We start from the raw sequence: 18,876 nt of genomic DNA, 5'->3' as shown, positions 1-18,876 counted from the left end.
CCTCGCCGGCCCCTCGTGGCCCTGCGCCCGGAGGGGATCAAGCTTCACGTGCGGCCCGGGCCTGCGGGAGATCATCACCGCGACCGTGATCGTTTTGTGACCGACTCCCAGGCCGAATCCGGGCGCGGCGGTGCGATGCCGCGGAGCACGCCCAGGAACCCCGTCGGTCGGCGGAGGGAGCACGGTTCCGGGCGGAACGCACTGCGGCGCCCGCCCCCGGTCGGGTGGGGGCGGGCGCCGCGTTCCGTTCCGTACGCCGTTGTACGGGACGTCTGCGAGGTGACGGGGTCAGACCGTCAGCGGGCGATCCGTCGGGCGGATCGGGGCCGGCAGGACGCTCGCGCCGGTGAGGTAGTGGTCCACCGCGCGGGCGGCGGAACGGCCCTCGGCGATGGCCCACACGATCAACGACTGGCCGCGGCCCGCGTCACCGGCGGCGAAGACGCCGTCCACGTTGGTGGCGAAGTCCTTGTCGCGGGCGATGTTGCCGCGTGCGTCGAGCTCCAGGCCCAGCTGCTCGACCAGGCCGTTCTTCTGGTCGGTGCCGGTGAACCCCATGGCGAGGGTGACCAGTTCGGCCGGGATGACCTTCTCCGTGCCGGCCTGCGGCACGAACTTCCCGTCCTGGAACTCGACCTCGACCAGGTGCAGCGCCTTGACGTTGCCGTCCTCGTCGCCCTCGAACCGCACGGTGTTGACGGCGTAGACCCGCTCGCCGCCCTCCTCGTGGGCGGAGGTGACCTTGTAGGTCATCGGCATGGTCGGCCAAGGCTGGTGCGCCGGGCGGTCGTCCGACGGACGCGGCATGATCTCCAGCTGGGTGACCGAGCGAGCGCCCTGGCGGTGCGCGGTGCCGACGCAGTCGGCGCCGGTGTCGCCGCCGCCGATGACGACCACGTGCTTGCCCTCGGCGGAGACCGGCGGGGCGACGTAGTCCCCCTCCTGCACCTTGTTGGCCAGCGGCAGGTACTCCATGGCCTGGTAGACGCCCTTGAGGTCGCGTCCCTCGACCGGCAGGTCGCGCCACTGGGTGGCGCCGGCGGCGATGACGACGGCGTCGTACCGCTTGCGCAGCGTGGCGCCGTCCAGGTCGCGGCCGATCTCGACACCGGTGCGGAACTTGGTGCCCTCCGCGCGCATCTGCTCGATGCGGCGGTTGATGTGCCGCTTCTCCATCTTGAACTCGGGGATGCCGTAGCGCAGCAGACCGCCGATGCGGTCGGCCCGCTCGTACACCGCGACCGTGTGGCCCGCCCGGGTCAGCTGCTGGGCGGCGGCCAGGCCCGCGGGCCCGGAGCCGATGACGGCGACGGTCTTGCCGGAGAGCCGGTCCGGGGGCTGCGGGGTGACGTCCCCGTGGTCCCAGGCCTTGTCGATGATGGTGACCTCGACGTTCTTGATGGTCACCGCGGGCTGGTTGATGCCGAGCACGCAGGCCGACTCGCACGGCGCCGGGCAGAGGCGGCCGGTGAACTCCGGGAAGTTGTTGGTCGCGTGCAGGCGCTCGCTGGCGGCCTTCCAGTCCTCGCGGTAGGCGTAGTCGTTCCACTCGGGGATCAGGTTCCCCAGCGGGCAGCCGTTGTGGCAGAAGGGGATGCCGCAGTCCATGCAGCGTCCGGCCTGCTTGGTGATGATCGGCAGCAGCCCGCCCGGAACGTAGACCTCGTTCCAGTCCTGCTTGCGCTCCTCGACCGGACGGGTCGGAGCGGTCTCGCGGGGCGTGGTGAGGAAGCCCTTCGGGTCAGCCATGTGCCGCCTCCATCATCTTCGCGACGGTCTCGGACTCGGAGAGCCCGGCTTGCTCGGCGGCGTACTTGGCGGCGAGCACTGCCTTGTAGTCCCTCGGCATGACCTTGCCGAAGCGGGTGAGGGTGCGGCCCCAGTCGGCGAGCAGGCGCTCGGCGACGGTGGAGCCGGTCTCCTCCTGGTGGCGGCGCACCACGTCGTGCAGCCACTTGATGTCGTCGGCGTCCAGTTCCTCGACCTGCACCATTCCGGTGTTGACGTTGCGCGGGTCGAGGTCGAGGACGTACGCGATGCCGCCGGACATGCCGGCCGCGAAGTTGCGGCCCGTCGGGCCGAGGACGACCGCGCGGCCGCCGGTCATGTACTCGCAGCCGTGGTCGCCCACGCCCTCGGACACGACGGTGGCGCCGGAGTTGCGGACGCAGAAGCGCTCGCCGGTGGTGCCGCGCAGGAACAGCTCACCGCCGGTGGCGCCGTAGGCGATGGTGTTGCCGGCGATGGTCGAGTACTCGGCCAGGTGGTCGGCGCCCCGGTCGGGACGGATGATCACCCGGCCGCCGGACAGGCCCTTGCCGACGTAGTCGTTGGCATCGCCCTCCAGGCGGAGCGTGATGCCCCTGGGAAGGAAAGCGCCGAAGGACTGGCCGGCCGAGCCGGTCAGGGTGATGTCGATGGTGTCGTCGGGCAGGCCCGCGCCGCCGTACCTCTTGGTCACCTCGTGGCCGAGCATGGTGCCGACCGTGCGGTTGACGTTGCGGACCTTGACCTGGGCGCGGACGGGGTCGCCGCCCACCAGGGCGTCCTCGGCGAGCGCGATGAGCTCGTTGTCGAGCGCCTTCTCCAGGCCGTGGTCCTGGTCGGTGGTGCGGTGCAGGGCCGCGCCCTCGGGCAGCTCGGGCACGTGCAGGAGCGGGGCCAGGTCCAGGCCCTGGGCCTTCCAGTGGTCGACCGCGGCGGTGGCGTCGATCAGCTCGGCGTGGCCGACGGCCTCCTCGATCGAGCGGAAGCCCAGCTCGGCGAGGAGCTCGCGGACCTCCTGGGCGATGAACTCGAAGAAGTTCACCACGTACTCGGCCTTGCCGGAGAAGCGCTCGCGCAGCACCGGGTTCTGGGTGGCGATGCCGACCGGACAGGTGTCCAGGTGGCACACCCGCATCATCACGCAGCCGGAGACGACCAGCGGGGCGGTCGCAAAGCCGAACTCCTCGGCTCCCAGCAGGGCGGCGATGACGACGTCGCGGCCGGTCTTCAGCTGGCCGTCGGTCTGCACCACGATGCGGTCGCGCAGCCCGTTGAGCAGCAGCGTCTGCTGGGTCTCGGCCAGGCCCAGCTCCCAGGGGCCGCCCGCGTGCTTCAGCGAGGTCAGCGGGGAGGCGCCGGTGCCGCCGTCGTGGCCGGAGATCAGCACGACGTCCGCGTGCGCCTTGGAGACGCCCGCCGCGACCGTGCCGACGCCGACCTCGGAGACCAGCTTCACGTGGATGCGGGCCCGCGGGTTGGCGTTCTTCAGGTCGTGGATGAGCTGCGCGAGGTCCTCGATGGAGTAGATGTCGTGGTGCGGCGGCGGCGAGATCAGGCCGACGCCGGGGGTGCTGTGCCGGGTCCTGGCCACCCACGGGTAGACCTTGTGGCCGGGCAGCTGGCCGCCCTCGCCGGGCTTGGCGCCCTGGGCCATCTTGATCTGGATGTCGTCGGCGTTGACCAGGTACTCCGAGGTGACGCCGAAGCGGCCGGAGGCCACCTGCTTGATCGCGGAGCGGCGCGCTGGGTCGTACAGGCGGTCCGGGTCCTCGCCGCCCTCGCCGGTGTTGGACTTGCCACCCAGCTGGTTCATCGCGATGGCCAGCGTCTCGTGCGCCTCACGCGAGATGGAGCCGTACGACATGGCGCCGGTGGAGAAGCGCTTGACGATCTCGGAGACCGGCTCGACCTCGTCGACCGGGATCGGGGCGCGCTCGCCGTCCTTGAGCCGGAACAGGCCGCGCAGCGTCATCAGACGCTCGGACTGCTCGTTCACCCGGTCCGTGTACTGCTTGAAGATGTCGTAGCGGCGCGAGCGGGTGGCGTGCTGCAGCCGGAAGACCGTCTCCGGGTCGAACAGGTGCGGCTCGCCCTCGCGGCGCCACTGGTACTCGCCGCCGATCTCCAGGCGGCGGTGCGCCGGGGCGATGCCGGAGGCGGGGTAGGCCTTGGCGTGCCGGGCCGCGACCTCCTTGGCGATCACGTCGATCCCGGCGCCGCCGATCTTGGTGGTGGTGCCGTGGAAGTAGGTGTCGACGAAGTCGGCGTCCAGGCCGATGGCCTCGAAGACCTGCGCGCCGCGGTAGGAGGCGACGGTGGAGATGCCCATCTTGGACATCACCTTCAGCACGCCCTTGCCCAGCGCCTTGATCAGGTTCCTGATGGCGACCTCGGGCTCGAGGCCCGAGATGAAGGTGCCCGCGCGCAGCAGGTCCTCGACCGACTCCATCGCGAGGTAGGGGTTGACCGCCGCGGCGCCGTAGCCGATGAGCAGCGCGACGTGGTGCACCTCGCGCACGTCGCCGGCCTCGACCAGCAGGCCCACCTGGGTGCGCTGCTTGGTGCGGATGAGGTGGTGGTGGACGGCGGAGGTCAGCAGCAGCGACGGGATCGGCGCGTGCTCGGCGTCCGAGTGCCGGTCGGAGAGCACGATCAGCCGGGCGCCGTCCTCTATGGCGTCGTCCGCCTCCGCGCAGATCTCGGCGAGCCGCGCGGCCAGCGCCTCGCCGCCGCCGGAGACCCGGTACAGGCCGGACAGGGTCGCGGCCTTGAGGCCGGGCAGGTCGCCGTCGGCGTTGATGTGGATGAGCTTGGCCAGCTCGTCGTTGTCGATCACCGGGAACGGCAGGGTGATGTTGCGGCAGGAGGCCGGCGAGGGCTCCAGCAAGTTGCCGGACGGGCCGACGGCGCTGATCAGGGAGGTGACCAGCTCCTCGCGGATGGCGTCCAGCGGCGGGTTGGTGACCTGCGCGAACAGCTGGGTGAAGTAGTCGAAGAGCAGCCGGGGGCGCTCGGACAGCGCCGCGATCGGCGAGTCGGTGCCCATGGACCCCAGCGGCTCACCGCCGGTCTTGGCCATGGGCGCCAGGATGATCCGCAGCTCCTCCTCGGTGTACCCGAAGGTCTGCTGGCGGCGGGTGACCGAGGCGTGGGTGTGCACGATGTGCTCGCGCTCGGGCAGGTCGTTGAGGTGGATCAGGCCCGCGTCCAGCCACTCCTCGTAGGGGTGCTCGGCGGCGAGCTGCGCCTTGATCTCGTCGTCCTCGATGATCCGGTGCCGGGCCGTGTCGACCAGGAACATCTTCCCGGGCTGCAGCCGGCCCTTGCGCACGACCCGGTCCGGGGCGACGTCGTCCAGCACGCCGGACTCGGAGGCGAGCACGACCAGGCCGTCGTCGGTGACCCAGTAGCGACCGGGGCGCAGGCCGTTGCGGTCCAGGACGGCTCCGACGACGGAGCCGTCGGTGAAGGTCACGCAGGCCGGGCCGTCCCAGGGCTCCATCAGCGTGGAGTGGTACTGGTAGAAGGCGCGGCGGGCCGGGTCCATGGAGTCGTGGTTCTCCCACGCCTCGGGGATCATCATCAGCACGCTGTGCGGCAGCGAGCGCCCACCCAGGTGGAGCAGCTCCAGCACCTCGTCGAAGGTCGCCGTGTCGGAGGCGTCCGGGGTGCACACCGGGAAGATCCGCTCCAGGTCCCCGCCCAGGAGCTTCGAGGCGAGCTGCGACTCGCGGGCCCGCATCCAGTTGCGGTTGCCCTTGACGGTGTTGATCTCACCGTTGTGGGCGACGAAGCGGTAGGGGTGGGCCAGCGGCCAGCTGGGGAAGGTGTTGGTGGAGAACCGGGAGTGCACCAGGGCGATCGCGGTGGCGATGCGCTCGTCGGACAGGTCCGGGAAGAAGGGCTCGAGCTGTCCGGTGGTGAGCATGCCCTTGTAGACGAGCGTGCGCGCCGACAGCGACGGGAAGTAGACGTCCGCCTCGCGCTCGGCGCGCTTGCGCAGCACGAAGGCCGGGCGGTCGAGGTCGATGCCGGAGCGCGTGCCCTCCGCGTCCGCGACGAAGAGCTGGGCGAAGCGCGGCATCGTCGAGCGCGCCGTGGCGCCGAGATCGTCGGGGCATGTCGGCACCTCGCGCCAGCCGAGGACGGCGAGGCCCTCCTCGACGGCCAGCCGCTCGATGGACTCGACGGCCTTGCGGCGGTCCTCGTCCTCGACGGGCAGGAAGGCCGTGCCGACCGCGTACGCGCCGGCGGCGGGCAGGTCGAAGTCGGCGACCGCCCTCAGGAACGCGTCCGGGACCTGCATCAGGATGCCCGCGCCGTCGCCGGAGTCCGGCTCGGAGCCCGTGGCTCCCCGGTGCTCCAGGTTGCGCAGCACGGTCAGCGCCTGCTTCACGAGCGCGTGGTCCGCCTCGCCTGTGAGGGTGGCCACGAAGCCGACGCCGCAGGCGTCGTGCTCGTTGCGGGGGTCGTACATCCCCTGGGGGGCGGGACGCCCGTCCATGCGCGACCGTCCGGAACCGGAGCCGGTGGCCTGGGGGTGCGTGGACGCGGAACGCATCGGCTCTCCCGTCGTCGTCATCTGGCATATGACATGCGCACTAGGGACGACGTTGGCCCTCTGCGATTTCGTGCAGGTTACATGATGGCCGGATGGCCGAAAAGTGGATAGCCAGTTCCATCATGTGGACTAAGCAACGCTACGAGCAGGCAGTTCAGGGCCAGCATCGCTCACGTGAGACGCAGGCGACACTGCCCGCGGCCACAGACTGATGCCCTTAATCAGTCGCGCTGAAACGAGCGGTTAACACGTGGCTTGCGACGGGCGGCTGTTCGTCCGGCCGGCTGCTCAGCCGACGGCGGTGCCGAACAACGCGCCCAGAACGAAGGTAACCCCGGCGGCGGCTCCGCCCAAGACGAGCTGCCGCAGTCCGCTGAACCACCAGCTGCGCGCCGTCACACGCGCCACAGCGGCCCCGCAGAGGAAGAGGCCGGCCAGGGCGACGAGCACCGCGGGCCAGACCACCGTCGCACCGAACAGGTACGGGAGCACCGGCAGCAGGGCGCCCATGCCGAAGGACAGGAACGAGGAACCGGCCGCGACCAGCGGCGAGGGCAGGTCGGTCGGGTCGACGCCCAGCTCCTCGCGGGCGTGGATCTCGAGGGCCTGCTCCGGATCACGGGACATCTGCCGGGCCACCTCTTCGGCCAGCTCCGGCTCGACGCCCCGGGCGACGTACAGCGCGGCCAGTTCGCGCAGCTCGTCCTGGGGGTTGCGGCGCAGCTCCAGCCGCTCGACGGCCAGCTCCGCCTGGACCAGCTCCCGCTGGGAGGCGACCGAGGTGTACTCGCCCGCGGCCATCGAGAAGGCACCCGCCGCGAGCCCCGCCAATCCGGTGACCACGATGGCGGAGGGGGCCATGTTGCCGCCGGCGACGCCGGTCATCAGCGCCAGGTTCGACACCAGACCGTCCATCGCCCCGAACACGGCCGGCCTCAGCCAGCAGCCGTTCACGTCCCGGTGGGTGTGGTGCGCCACATGGTACGGCGCGGCCTGGTCGTCCTCCCCCGGCTTCCGCTCAGGGGAGGTGCCCAGTGCGGTGTGCTCCACGGCTGACGACATGGTCGAGACGCTCCTTTCCGGGGACGGCGCTCCCCGCCCCGCTCCCCCGAACGCCTCGACCGTACGCTCGAATTTCCTGCGTTTCCAGCAAGGAAAGCCTGCCTTACCTGCGAAAACGCCGTCGGCGGGAAACGCCGCGGCCGCGGCCACCAGGCGGTGACGGCGGCCGCGGAACGCGCCACGCGGGCGTCAGAGGTTCTTGGCGGGCTTGGCCTCGGCGTCGACGGGGACGGGAGCGGCGTCCTTGCCGTCCTTCCCGCCCGCGTCCTCGGCGTCGTCCACCTCGGCGTCGGCCACCCTGGCGACGACCTTCTCTGCGTCGTCCACCTCGGCGTCGGCCACCTTGGCGTCGGCCACCTCGGCGTCGGCCACCTTGGCGTCGTCCACCTCGGCGTCGGCCTCGTCGGGGCCCGCGTCCTCCCCGGAGGCCCCGCCCGCAGCGACGGCCGCGGGCTCGACGACCTCCTCACGCCCCGGTCGCAGCTTCGCCGAGACCACGATGTAGGCCACGGCGGCGACGAAGACCAGGATCGACGTCCAGTCGTTCAGCCGAAGGCCGAGCACATGGTGTGCGTCGTCGACGCGCAGGTACTCGATCCAGAAGCGCCCGACGGTGTAGGCCGCGACATAGAGCGCGAAGGCGCGGCCGTGGCCCAGCTTGAAGCGCCGGTCGGCCCAGATGACCAGCAGGGCGACGCCGACGCACCACAGCGACTCGTACAGGAAGGTCGGATGGTAGGTCGCGACGTCCAGGCTGTCGGCCGGCCGGTGGACGCTGTCGATCTTCAGCGCCCAGGGCAGATCGGTGGGACGCCCGTAGAGCTCCTGGTTGAACCAGTTGCCCCAGCGGCCGATGGCCTGGGCGAAAGCGATGCCGGGCGCCACTGCGTCGGCGTACGCGGGCAGCGAGATGCCGCGGCGCCGGCACGCGATCCAGGCGCCGAGGGCGCCCAGGGCGATGGCGCCCCAGATGCCGAGGCCGCCCTCCCAGACCTTGAACGCGCCGACCCAGTCCTTGCCCTCGCCGAAATAGAGCTCGTAACTGGTGATCACGTGGTAGAGGCGGCCTCCGACCAGGCCGAACGGAACCGCCCAGACGGCGATGTCCGCGACCGTGGTCTTCAGTCCGCCGCGGGCGGCCCATCGCCTGCCTCCGAGCCACACGGCCACGAAGACACCGATGATGATGCAGAAGGCGTAGCCGCGCAGAGGGATGGGGCCCAGGTGGATGACCCCACGCGACGGGCTGGGAATGAATGCGAGTTCGAGTTCCATGGCACCTCCGACGCTACCGTGCCGGGCGGCTGCGGCGGGGACCCGCCCGGCAACGGCTGGATAACAGGCGGCGCTCTCAGCCGGTCCGCGGGGCCACGGCGGGCCCCCGGCGGCGGCCGGGCCGCTCGCCTATCCCGGCGAGTCCGAGGCGCTCGGCGGGGTGGCGCCCTGGGTCTCGGTGCCGGGCTTCTTGCCCTTGTTGGCCTCGGTGACCAGCTGCTTGAGCCGGTCCGCGGTCAGGTTGGGCTGCCCCTGGGCGAGGAGGTTGGTGCCGCCCAGCAGGATGGTGGGCGTGGAGTTGAAGCCGGCGGCTCCGAAGGCCTCGTTGTTGGCGTTCACCCAGTCGTCGTACGTGCCGTCCTTCACGCAGGTGGTGAAGGCGGAGTTCTTGAGGCCCGGCACCTTGCCCGCCAGTTCCAGCAGGAAGTTCTTGTCCGCGAAGCGGTCGTCGGTCTCCTCCGGCTGGTTCTCGTACAGGACGTCGTGGAAGGCGCGGAACTTGCCCTCGTCCTGCGCGCAGGCCGCGGCGTTGGCGGCGTTGAGCGAGCCCTTGCCGCCCAGGTTCCCGTCGATGAGCCGGACGAGGTGGTATTCGACCTTGAGCTGCCCGTCGTCCTGGAGGCCGTGGACGGTGTCGCGGAGCTCCTTCTCGTAGGCCGCGCAGGCCGGGCAGCGGAAGTCCTCGTACACGGTCAGGGTGGACGGCGCGTCGCTCGCGCCGTTGGGAAGGGCCAGCTTGTCCTTGCCGGTCGCGCCCGCCGGGGTGACGGCCGGGGCTCCCGCACCGCTGCCGCCGTCGCTGCCCGACACGACCACTCCGATGACCGCTCCGATCGCCAGGACGCCCACGACGGAGCCCGCGACGATCAGCGTCCTCTTGCGCTTCTGCCGGCGCTGGTCGTGGGCGCGCTGCTCCTGCAGCCGTTCCCGGGCAGTGCGCTTTCCTTCACGGTTCTTCTCGCTCACACCCAGGGACAACGAACCGGGGGCACGCTCGCGCGTACCCCCGGCCCATGTTTCCCCCGGAAGAGTGAGGTAGCGCTACCGGCGGACGCCCCGGGCGAGGTCCGCCGCCAGTTCGCGTACGCCGGCGAGGCCCTGCTCCAGGTCCGGCGCGTCCAGCAGCCGCTTGACGAACGCCGAGCCGACGATCACCCCGTCCGCGAAGCCGGCCACCTCGGCCGCCTGGGCGGCGTTGGAGACGCCGAGGCCCACGCAGACCGGCAGTTCGGTCTGCGCGCGGGTGCGCCGCACCAGGTCGGCCGCCTCGGCGCCGACGCTCTCGCGGGTGCCGGTGACCCCCATGAGCGAGGCCGCGTAGACGAAGCCCGTGCCCGCCGCCGTGATCTTGGCCAGCCGCTCGTCGCGGCTGCTCGGGGCGACCACGAACACGGTGGCGAGGCCGTGCTGCTCGGCGGCCTTCCGCCACGCCTCGGACTCCTCCACCGGCAGGTCCGGCAGGATGCAGCCCGCGCCTCCGGCCTCCGCGAGCCCGGCCGCGAAGCGCTCGGCGCCGTAGCGGTCGACCGGGTTCCAGTAGGTCATGACCAGGATCGGCTTCCCGGTCGCGGCGTGTGCCTCGCGCACCGTGCGCAGTACGTCCTTGATCCGCACGCCGCCGCGCAGGGCGATGTCGTCCGCCGTCTGGATGACCGGGCCGTCCAGCACGGGGTCGCTGTGCGGCAGGCCGATCTCGACGACGTCGGCGCCGCCCTCCAGGGCGGCCTTCGCCGCCTCGATGCCGCCCTCCACGGTCGGGAAGCCCGCCGGGAGGTAGGCCACCAGGGCGGCGCGTCCCTCGGCCCTGGCCCCGGCCAGGGTCCGGTCCAGCAACTCGAGCTGCCCGCTCACCGCTGTGCTCCTTCAGCCTCGTCGTACAGCCCGAAGTAGCGGGCGGCCGTGTCCATGTCCTTGTCGCCGCGCCCGGAGAGGTTGACCAGCACCAGGCCCTTCTCGCCGAGTTCCCGGCCGGCGTGCAGAGCGCCCGCGAGGGCGTGGGCGCTCTCGATGGCCGGGATGACGCCCTCCGTGCGGGAGAGCAGCCGCAGCGCCTGCATCGCCTCGTCGTCGGTGACCGGGCGGTACTCCGCGCGTCCGGTCTCCTTCAGATAGGCGTGTTCTGGCCCGATGCCGGGGTAGTCCAGCCCGGCCGAGATCGAGTACGGCTCGGTGATCTGGCCCTCGTCGTCCTGCAGGACGTAACTGCGGGAGCCGTGCAGGATGCCGGGCTCCCCGACGGTCAGCGTCGCCGCGTGCTCGCCGGTCTCCACACCGTGGCCGGCCGCCTCCAGTCCCAGCAGGCGCACGCCCTCGTCCGGGAGGAAGGCGTGGAAGAGGCCGATCGCGTTGGAGCCGCCGCCCACGCACGCGGCGACCACGTCCGGCAGCCTGCCGGCGCGCTCGAGGATCTGGCGGCGCGCCTCGACGCCGATGACGCGGTGGAAGTCGCGCACCATCGCCGGGAACGGGTGCGGACCCGCCACCGTGCCGAACAGGTAGTGGGTGCGGTCGACGTTGGCGACCCAGTCGCGGAACGCCTCGTTGATCGCGTCCTTCAGGGTGCGGCTGCCGGACTTCACGGGGACGACCTCGGCGCCGAGGATGCGCATGCGGGCCACGTTGAGCGCCTGGCGCTCGGTGTCGACCTCGCCCATGTAGATGGTGCACTCCAGGCCGAACAGGGCGCAGGCGGTGGCGGTGGCCACGCCGTGCTGGCCGGCGCCGGTCTCGGCGATGACCCGGGTCTTGCCCATGCGCTTGGTGAGCAGCGCCTGGCCCAGCACGTTGTTGATCTTGTGTGAGCCGGTGTGGTTGAGGTCCTCCCGCTTGAGGAATACCCGTGCCCCGCCGGCGTGCTCCGCGAACCGCGGCACCTCCGTGAGCGGGCTGGGACGGCCGGTGTAGTGCACCAGCAGGTCGTTCAGCTCCGCGGCGAAGGCGGGATCGGACTTCGCCTTGTCGTACTCCACGGCGACCTCGTCCACGGCGGCGACCAGCGCCTCCGGGATGAACTTGCCGCCGAACCGGCCGAAGTAGCCCTCGGCGCTGGGAACCCGGCCCTCGGGGTCGGGGATGAAGAAGTCTGCGGACATGACGTTCTCGGCTCCTTCGGGGGCGCGGGCACGGGCCCCCGTGGTCTCGCGTACCAGTGGTCTCGTCACGGCGCGGCGGCACGGCGGGCGCCGCCGGCGGCATGGGCGCGCGTCCGCCACCGGAGGGCACGGCCGGACGGCCACCGGCGGGACGCCGGTGGGCACGGCCGCGCCCGGATCAGTGGGCGGGCGCCGCCCTCAGCGCCATCGGCGCCCGTTGATCTGACCCGGCTCGCAGCCGATGTGGTAGCGCACGCGGCGACCGAGGACGCGCCGCGCGGGCGCGCGGCAGCCACGGGGCCGACAGCCCCGGGCCAGTCGCGCGTAAGCCGTCATGGCGCCGGTCAGCCCCGTCCGTGGCGCAGCGCGGGGTGCGCGCCGGCGGCGACCAGGTCGGCGACGGCCGCCTTGGGGTCGCGGCCGGTCACCAGGGACTCGCCGACGAGCACCGCGTCGGCGCCCTCGTTGGCGTAGGCGATGAGGTCGTGCGGGCCGCGGACGCCGGACTCGGCCACCTTGACGATGTGGTCCGGGATCTCCGGGGCGACCCGGGCGAAGGTGCCGCGGTCGACCTCGAGGGTCTTGAGGTTGCGAGCGTTGACGCCGATGACGCGGGCGCCGGCGTCGACGGCCCGCGCGACCTCCTCCTCGTCGTGCACCTCGACCAGCGGGGTGAGCCCGATGGACTCGGCCCGCTCGATGAGGGAGACCAGCGCGTCCTGCTCCAGGGCCGCGACGATCAGCAGCGCCAGGTCGGCCCCGTAGGCGCGGGCCTCCCAGAGCTGGTAGGCGGTGACGATGAAGTCTTTGCGCAGCACGGGGACGTCCACCTTGCCGCGGACGGCCTCCAGGTCGGCAAGCGAGCCGCCGAAGCGGCGCTGCTCGGTGAGGACCGAGATGACGGCGGCGCCGCCCGCCTCGTAGTCGGCGGCCAAGCCCGCGGGGTCGGCGATGGCCGCGAGGGCGCCTTTGGAGGGGCTGGACCGCTTGACCTCGCAGATGACCTTGACGCTGTCCCCGCGCAGGGCTGCCACGCCGTCCTTCGCGTCGCGCGCCTTCGCCGCCCGCTCCTTGAGCTCCTCGAGGGAGGTTCGGGCCTGCCGCTCGGCGAGGTCCTCGCGGACTCCGTCGATGATCTCGTCGAGCACACTCACGCGACCGGACCCCTTCCACACCGAAACGATCAAGCCAGTGAGATGTTCCACCGGCACTGCGATGGTAACCGCCGGTGGGCGGAGCACCCGCATCCGGCGGTGCCGCCGCCCGCCGGCGGACCGTACGGACCCTGTCGCGGAGCAGGTCAGGGAGCCAGCGCGGCTCCGAACGGGAGGTTGCGGACGACGGTGAAGAGGGCCACGACGCCCACGATCGCCCACCAGTGGACGGCCCGCGGAGCGAGGGCGAACGGCTGCCCGCGCAGCGTCCTGGTGAACCAGACCGTCCACAGCACGGCGAAGAGCAGATAGCCCGCCACGGCGAGCGCGTTGAGGCCGAACGCGGTGCCGAAGTCCCCGTGCACGACCGCGTAGGCGCTGCGCAGCCCGCCGCAGCCCGGGCAGTACAGGCCCGTGTAGTGCAGCAGGGGGCACACGGGATAGTGCCCGGCCTCGTTCGGGTCGAAGGTGCCGACGTACGCGAAGGCGGCGGCGACACCGCCGAGGACGCCCAGAGGGGCGGCGAGGGCACTCGGCTTGGGCCTGGCGGCGGTCTCGGTCACCCCGTGATTGTGCCGCTCCGTGCCCGCCCGGAACAGCCGGGGTGGCCGGAAAACGCCGAGCCGCCACCGGCGAACCCACCGGCAGCGGCTCCACAGCCCCTCACACGGATCAGGCGCGCTGCTTCTCCGGCCGCTGCTGGCCGAGCCCCGCGGCACGCATGCCGAGACCGACCAGACCGCCCAGCGCCGCCACCGCCAGGCCCGCGAACATACCGATCGGCTCCGCCAGGACGACGAAGGCAGCCGCGACGCAGAAGCCGATGAAGGCGATGGTCACGCCGGTCCAGGCGGCAGGGGTGTGTCCGTGGCTGTTGCCCGCCATGAGTGCTCCCAAGTCGTTCTTCGAGAAAAGGTCGTCAGTTCGTCCGCCCGCGCGACGGCACGGGTCACCCGACATTGTCCCCCGTTGCGCTCACGCCTCGCGCGCGGGGGTGGCCCGGCGCGTCAGGGTGCCTCGGTGGGGTCCTCACCGCGGTCGAGCGCCTTCCACAGGTCTTCGGGGCGCCCCTCGCCCGCACTTGACGCGGCGGCACGGGTGGGGCGGGTGGAGCGGGCGCCGTTCGGGGTGGCGCGGCCGTACCGGTTCGACATACCGGGCCAGGTCCGCGCGCGGAGCAGGGCGACGGCGCCGGCGAGCAGCAGGAGCCCGGCGCCGGCCGCGCAGACGCCCGGCCAGGCACTGGTGGAGGCCCCGGTGACGGTGGTACGGGACAGACCGCTGGCGGTCGCCGCGGCCGCGTCCAGGGCCGAGGTGTCGCCCAGCGACAGCAGTGCCGCCGCCAGGGCCCCGGCCCCGCACAGCGCGATCAGCCCGCCGACGAGCAGCCGGGCGGCTCCGCGGACGGCGAAGACCGCGACGAGGGCGGCGAGGCCCACCAGCGCGAGCGCGCCCGGCACGCCGGTGACCTGCTGGCCGGAGACTTCGACCGGCATTCCGCCGGCGGCGAACGGGGCGCTGCCTTCCTGCCAGGTCTTGCCCGAGGCCAGGAGCACGACCGCGGCACCGAGCACACCGCTCGCCAGGGCGAGGAGGAGGCTGCCGCGGCCGGCCGAGCGCCGGCGCGACGTGGACTCGGCGGCCGGCTCTGCGAGGGTGCTGGGCTGGGGTACGGGGCTGCTCACCCGTCCACTATCCCCCGTCGCCGCGCAGCCCCGGCACGCGGGGCCCGCCCCGCGTCCGTCCGGTGCCCGTGGGCGTCCGTCCGGACGGGTCACGCCCCCGGGCGCATCCGGTTCGCCGTGGCGACGGCGCGGAGCACCGCGGCGGCCTTGTTCCGGCACTCGGTGTCCTCGCTGACGGGGTCCGAGTCGGCGACGACGCCGGCGCCGGCCTGCACGTAGGCGGTTCCGTCGCGCAGCACCGCTGTGCGGATGGCGATCGCGGTGTCGGAGTCCCCGGCGAAGTCCAGGTATCCCACGGCTCCCCCGTACAGGCCGCGCCGGGTGGGCTCCAGTTCGTCGATGATCTGCATCGCGCGGGGCTTGGGCGCGCCCGACAGGGTGCCCGCGGGGAAGCAGGCGGTCAGGACGTCGAAGGCCGTGCGGCCGGCGCCGAGGCTGCCGGTGACGGTGGAGACGATGTGCATGACGTGGCTGTAGCGCTCGATCGACATGAAGTCGACGACCTCGACGCTGCCCGGCTCGCAGACCCTGCCGAGGTCGTTGCGGCCGAGGTCCACCAGCATCAGGTGCTCGGCGCGCTCCTTGGGGTCGGCGAGCAGTTCGTCGGCGAGCGCCTGGTCCTCCCGGGGCGTCGCGCCTCGCGGCCGGGTGCCCGCGATGGGGTGCACCATGGCCCGGCCGTCCTCGACCTTCACCAGCGCCTCCGGACTGGAGCCGACGACGTCGAAGCCGTCGAAGCGCAGCAGGTACATGTACGGGGAGGGGTTGGTCGCCCGCAGTACGCGGTAGACGTCGAGCGCGCTCGCCGAGCAGGGCGTCTCGAAGCGCTGCGAGGGCACGACCTGGAAGGCGTCGCCGGCCCGGATGTACTCCTTGGCCGTCTCCACCGCGGCCTGGTACGCGGGGCCGCCGAAGCGCGAGACGACCTCCTCCGGCAGCCGGGAGGGCGGCAGTTCGGCGGGCGCGGAGTCCACGGGGCGGGCCAGGTCGGCGGTCATGGCGTCGAGGCGCCGCACGGCCTCGGCGTGGGCCTCGTCGACCCCGGTCTCCAGGTCGTTGTGGTTGATCGCGTTGGCGATCAGCAGCACCGAGCCGTCCCAGTGGTCGAGCACCGCCAGGTCCGAGGTGAGCAGCATGGTCAGCTCGGGCAGCCCCAGGTCGTCGCGGGCGTGGTCGCCGATGCGCTCCAGCCGGCGTACGACGTCGTAGCCGAGGTAGCCGACCATGCCCCCGGTGAACGGCGGAAGCCCGGCGTCGTCGTGCAGGTCGCGCGGGGTGTGCAGGGCCTCGATCGTGGCCCGCAGCGCCTCCAGCGGGTCGCCGTCGGCCGGCACCCCGACCGGGGGTGTGCCCGTCCAGTGGGCCCGGCCGTCGCGCTCGGTCAAGGTGGCGGCGCTGCGGACGCCGACGAAGGAGTACCGGGACCACGACCGGCCGTTCTCCGCGGACTCCAGCAGGAAGGTGCCGGTCCGTTCCGCGGCGAGCTTCCGGTACAGAGCGACCGGGGTGTCCCCGTCGGCCAGCAGCTTCCTGCTGACCGGGATGACGCGGCGGTCCCGCGCCAGCTTGCGGAAGGTCTCGAGGTCGGGGGTGACGGTGCCCGTGGTCATGGTCCGCAGCCTAATGCCCGGGCGCGGCCCGTTCAGGACAGCGGCAGGTCGCCGGCGTCGAAGCAGGTGCGGTCGCCGGTGTGGCAGGCCGCGCCGACCTGGTCGACCTTGACCAGGATCGTGTCGCCGTCGCAGTCCAGGGCCACCGACTTCACGTGCTGGACGTGACCGGAGGTGTCGCCCTTGACCCAGTACTCCTGGCGGCTGCGGCTCCAGTAGGTGCAGCGGCCGGTGGTGAGGGTGCGGTGCAGCGCCTCGTCGTCCATCCATCCGAGCATGAGGACCTCGCCGGTGTCGTACTGCTGCGCGACAGCGGGCACGAGGCCATCGGGGGTGCGCTTGAGACGGGCGGCGACGGCTGGGTCGAGCGGGGATTCCATAGCACCATTCTGCCCGCTCCCGGCGGTGGGACTTCGGCTCCGGCGCTCACTGGCCTCACCCGTATGGGGCATGCTTCGTCCATGAGTTTTCCTCCGACGTCGCCGCCCGACGAGCCGCGCTCCGGACAGGGCGGCGGTTTTGGGCCGCCTCCGGGGGGTTTCGGCCCGCCGCAGTACCAGCCGCAGCCGCAGTACCAGCCGCAGCCGTCGCCGCCGTACCAGAACCAGCAGCAGTTCCCGATACCCCCGCAGCAGGGCGGCGGTTACGGCTACCCGCCCCCGCAGCAGGGCGGCGGTCACGGCTACCCGCCCCCGCAGCAGGGCGGCGGTCACGGCTACCCGCCCCCGCAGCAGGGCGGCGGTTACGGCTACCCGCCCCCGCCGCCCCCGCCGCGCGGCCGTGGCGGCGCCAAGGTGGCCGCACTCGCCATCGGCGCGGTCGTCCTGGCGGCGGTCGTCGTCGGCGGCCTGGCGGTCGCCCTCGGCGGCGGGGACGACGACAAGGGCGCTACCGGATCCACCAGCAGCAGCCCCACCACCTCGACTCCCACCGACCGCGACACGGCCGTCGCGTCCACGCAGCCGGACCCCTCGGAGACCTTCCGCAAGTACGTCGTGCTGAGGCCCGGCCAGTGCTTCGACGACCCGGGCCTGGACAGCGGCGTCACCGAGGTCACCACCGTCTCCTGCGACGGCCCGCACGACGCCGAGGTCATCGCCAACGAGACCATCACGGGCAGCTTCGCCACCGAGGCCGAGCTCAAGGCGAAGGTCCTGAAGCTGTGCGAGGCCGACGCCGCCAAGCGCCTGAAGGACCTCGAGGACAACCCCGGTTACTTCTACTACGCGCTGTACCCGAAGCTCACGGGCTACCAGGTCCAGGGCATGAACACCGTCTCCTGCTCCCTGACGCTCAGCAACAAGCTCGACGGCGAGAAGCTGACCGAACCGCTGACGTAGCTACTGCCCACCGGCGGTGGACGGACGTAGGCTGACGGCATGTCGACTCATGCCCAGCGTGAACGTCTGCTCCTCGCCGACCTGCTGGAGAGTGCCGGCCCCGAGGCGCCAACCCTCTGCGAGGGCTGGACCACCCGCGACCTCGCCGCCCACATCGTGGTGCGCGAGCGCCGCAGTGACGCCTCGGCCGGCCTGGTCATCCCCTTCCTCGCGGACCGGTCGGAGCGTGTGCGCAAGGAGTTCGCCGAACGCCCCTACCAGGAACTGATCCGGCTGATCCGCAGCGGGCCGCCGCGGATGTCGCCGTTCGCCCTCAAACAGATCGACGAGGCGGCCAACACCGTCGAGTTCTACGTCCACGCCGAGGACGTGCGCCGGGCCCAGCCGGACTGGTCGCCGCGCGAGCTGGACCCGGTCTTCGCCGACCTCCTCTGGTCCCGGCTGGAACGCACCGCCCGGCTGCTGGGCCGCAAGTCCCCGGTGGGCGTGGTGCTGCGCCGTCCGGACGGCCAGACCGCGGTGGCGCACCGCGGCGCCCCGGTCGTCACGGTCACCGGGGAGCCCGGCGAACTGCTGCTGTTCGCCTTCGGCCGGCAGAACTCGGCCCGGGTGGAGACGGAGGGCGACAAGGACGCGGTGGCCCGGCTGTATGACGCCAGGCTGGGGATCACCGGCTGACGCGCCCAGGGGCCGCGGCGGGCGCGTTCCGACCGCCGCGGCGCCGGCGCGGCGACCCTCACGACGGCCCCCAGCGGCCGCCGCCCGACCGGGCAGCGGTTCCGTACCGGCCCGGTGCGCGGCGTATCGGAGCTACGCTCTGCGGCCATGGACACGGACCGGGGCGGGACAAGAACGGGCGTCGAGGTGACGGGGATCGGGATGCCGGTGCCGCGTCCGGGTGAGACCTGGGCCGTCGGGGGGGGTGATCCTCGACGCGCAGGGCAGGGCCTTCGCCCAGCGCCGCTCCCCCGGCCGCCGGCTCTTCCCGGACTGCTGGGACATCGTCGGCGGCCATGTGGAGCCCGGCGAGACCCTCCTGGCGGCCCTCGCCCGCGAGGTGGAGGAAGAGACCGGCTGGCGGCTGCGCGCGGTACGGCGGCTGATCGGGGTGTCCACCTGGGAGGGCGACGACGGACAAGGCCTGCGCCACGAGGCGGACTTCGTCGTCGACGTCGACGGCGACCTCACGCGGCCGCGCCTGGAGCCCGGCAAGCACACGGCGTACGGCTGGTTCGGTCCGCAGGACCTCGAACGGCTGAAGGAGAACCGCGCGCCGGGTGAGACCCTGGTGCACGCAGTGATCGGCGCAGCGCTGGACCTCCGTGGGTGA

At 72.5% G+C, this 18,876-nt stretch carries 16 protein-coding genes and 1 pseudogene; 3 read left to right on the top strand and 14 right to left on the bottom strand.

All coding sequences use genetic code 11. The features are described 5' to 3' along the window. Positions 1 to 288: 288 nt before the first annotated feature. From ACRWND_RS12400 to hisI, 14 genes are all read right to left on the bottom strand, one after another. The gene (locus ACRWND_RS12400) at positions 289 to 1,749 is read right to left on the bottom strand and encodes a glutamate synthase subunit beta (protein WP_431948764.1); all 1,461 of its coding nucleotides are present in this window, start codon (positions 1,747 to 1,749) and stop codon (positions 289 to 291) included. Then, complete coding sequence (gene gltB / locus ACRWND_RS12395) at positions 1,742 to 6,328, bottom strand: glutamate synthase large subunit (protein WP_431948802.1); 4,587 nt, start codon at positions 6,326 to 6,328, stop codon at positions 1,742 to 1,744. Before gltB ends, ACRWND_RS12400 begins: the two co-directional genes overlap by 8 nt. Positions 6,329 to 6,616: 288 nt before the next feature. Continuing rightward, entirely contained in the window at positions 6,617 to 7,390 is a 774-nt protein-coding gene (locus ACRWND_RS12390) for a VIT1/CCC1 transporter family protein (protein WP_431948763.1), read from the bottom strand. Between the two features lie 189 nt (positions 7,391 to 7,579). Continuing rightward, on the bottom strand, positions 7,580 to 8,665 hold the full coding sequence (gene lgt, locus ACRWND_RS12385; RefSeq protein WP_431948762.1) for a prolipoprotein diacylglyceryl transferase: 1,086 nt from the start codon (positions 8,663 to 8,665) through the stop codon (positions 7,580 to 7,582). Positions 8,666 to 8,794: 129 nt separating this feature from the next. Further along, positions 8,795 to 9,631, bottom strand: coding sequence for a DsbA family protein (locus ACRWND_RS12380; protein WP_431948761.1), 837 nt, complete (start codon positions 9,629 to 9,631; stop codon positions 8,795 to 8,797). A gap of 75 nt (positions 9,632 to 9,706) precedes the next feature. Further along, on the bottom strand, positions 9,707 to 10,516 hold the full coding sequence (gene trpA / locus ACRWND_RS12375) for a tryptophan synthase subunit alpha (protein WP_431948760.1): 810 nt from the start codon (positions 10,514 to 10,516) through the stop codon (positions 9,707 to 9,709). Beyond that, positions 10,513 to 11,757 carry a tryptophan synthase subunit beta gene (gene trpB, locus ACRWND_RS12370; RefSeq protein ID WP_431948759.1) on the bottom strand — a complete coding sequence of 415 codons (1,245 nt, stop codon included), beginning with the start codon at positions 11,755 to 11,757 and terminating at the stop codon, positions 10,513 to 10,515. The genes trpA and trpB overlap by 4 nt, the downstream gene beginning before the upstream one ends. A 198-nt stretch (positions 11,758 to 11,955) precedes the next feature. Continuing rightward, positions 11,956 to 12,093, bottom strand: a complete 138-nt coding sequence (trpM, locus tag ACRWND_RS12365; RefSeq protein WP_431948758.1) for a tryptophan biosynthesis modulator TrpM — start codon at positions 12,091 to 12,093, stop codon at positions 11,956 to 11,958. An 8-nt stretch (positions 12,094 to 12,101) separates the two neighbouring features. Continuing rightward, positions 12,102 to 12,911: an indole-3-glycerol phosphate synthase TrpC gene (gene trpC, locus ACRWND_RS12360; protein ID WP_431948757.1), complete on the bottom strand. Its 810-nt coding sequence runs from the start codon at positions 12,909 to 12,911 to the stop codon at positions 12,102 to 12,104. Positions 12,912 to 13,057: 146 nt separating this feature from the next. Next, on the bottom strand, positions 13,058 to 13,474 hold the full coding sequence (locus ACRWND_RS12355; protein WP_431948756.1) for a DUF2752 domain-containing protein: 417 nt from the start codon (positions 13,472 to 13,474) through the stop codon (positions 13,058 to 13,060). Positions 13,475 to 13,583: 109 nt separating this feature from the next. After that, a complete protein-coding gene (locus ACRWND_RS12350; protein WP_431948755.1) occupies positions 13,584 to 13,796 on the bottom strand; it encodes an HGxxPAAW family protein in 213 nt (70 codons plus the stop codon). 122 nt (positions 13,797 to 13,918) lie between these two features. Then, positions 13,919 to 14,596, bottom strand: a complete 678-nt coding sequence (locus ACRWND_RS12345) for a TIGR02234 family membrane protein (protein WP_431948754.1) — start codon at positions 14,594 to 14,596, stop codon at positions 13,919 to 13,921. 89 nt (positions 14,597 to 14,685) lie between these two features. Then, on the bottom strand, positions 14,686 to 16,206 hold the full coding sequence (locus tag ACRWND_RS12340; RefSeq protein WP_431948753.1) for an anthranilate synthase component I: 1,521 nt from the start codon (positions 16,204 to 16,206) through the stop codon (positions 14,686 to 14,688). Positions 16,207 to 16,238: 32 nt separating this feature from the next. Beyond that, entirely contained in the window at positions 16,239 to 16,586 is a 348-nt protein-coding gene (gene hisI, locus ACRWND_RS12335) for a phosphoribosyl-AMP cyclohydrolase (RefSeq protein WP_431948752.1), read from the bottom strand. An 81-nt stretch (positions 16,587 to 16,667) separates the two neighbouring features. Here hisI and ACRWND_RS12330 point away from each other — a divergent pair, with 81 nt between their 5' ends. From ACRWND_RS12330 to ACRWND_RS12320, 3 genes and pseudogenes are all read left to right on the top strand, one after another. After that, positions 16,668 to 17,546: a hypothetical protein gene (locus tag ACRWND_RS12330; protein WP_431948751.1), complete on the top strand. Its 879-nt coding sequence runs from the start codon at positions 16,668 to 16,670 to the stop codon at positions 17,544 to 17,546. 39 nt (positions 17,547 to 17,585) lie between these two features. Continuing rightward, entirely contained in the window at positions 17,586 to 18,224 is a 639-nt protein-coding gene (locus ACRWND_RS12325) for a TIGR03085 family metal-binding protein (RefSeq protein WP_431948750.1), read from the top strand. A 201-nt stretch (positions 18,225 to 18,425) separates the two neighbouring features. After that, positions 18,426 to 18,876, top strand: a pseudogene (locus ACRWND_RS12320) (NUDIX hydrolase).

The organism is Actinacidiphila sp. bgisy167 (assembly GCF_965342175.1).
GTDB lineage: Bacteria > Actinomycetota > Actinomycetes > Streptomycetales > Streptomycetaceae > Actinacidiphila.
This window is presented reverse-complemented; position numbering and strand designations above follow the sequence as displayed.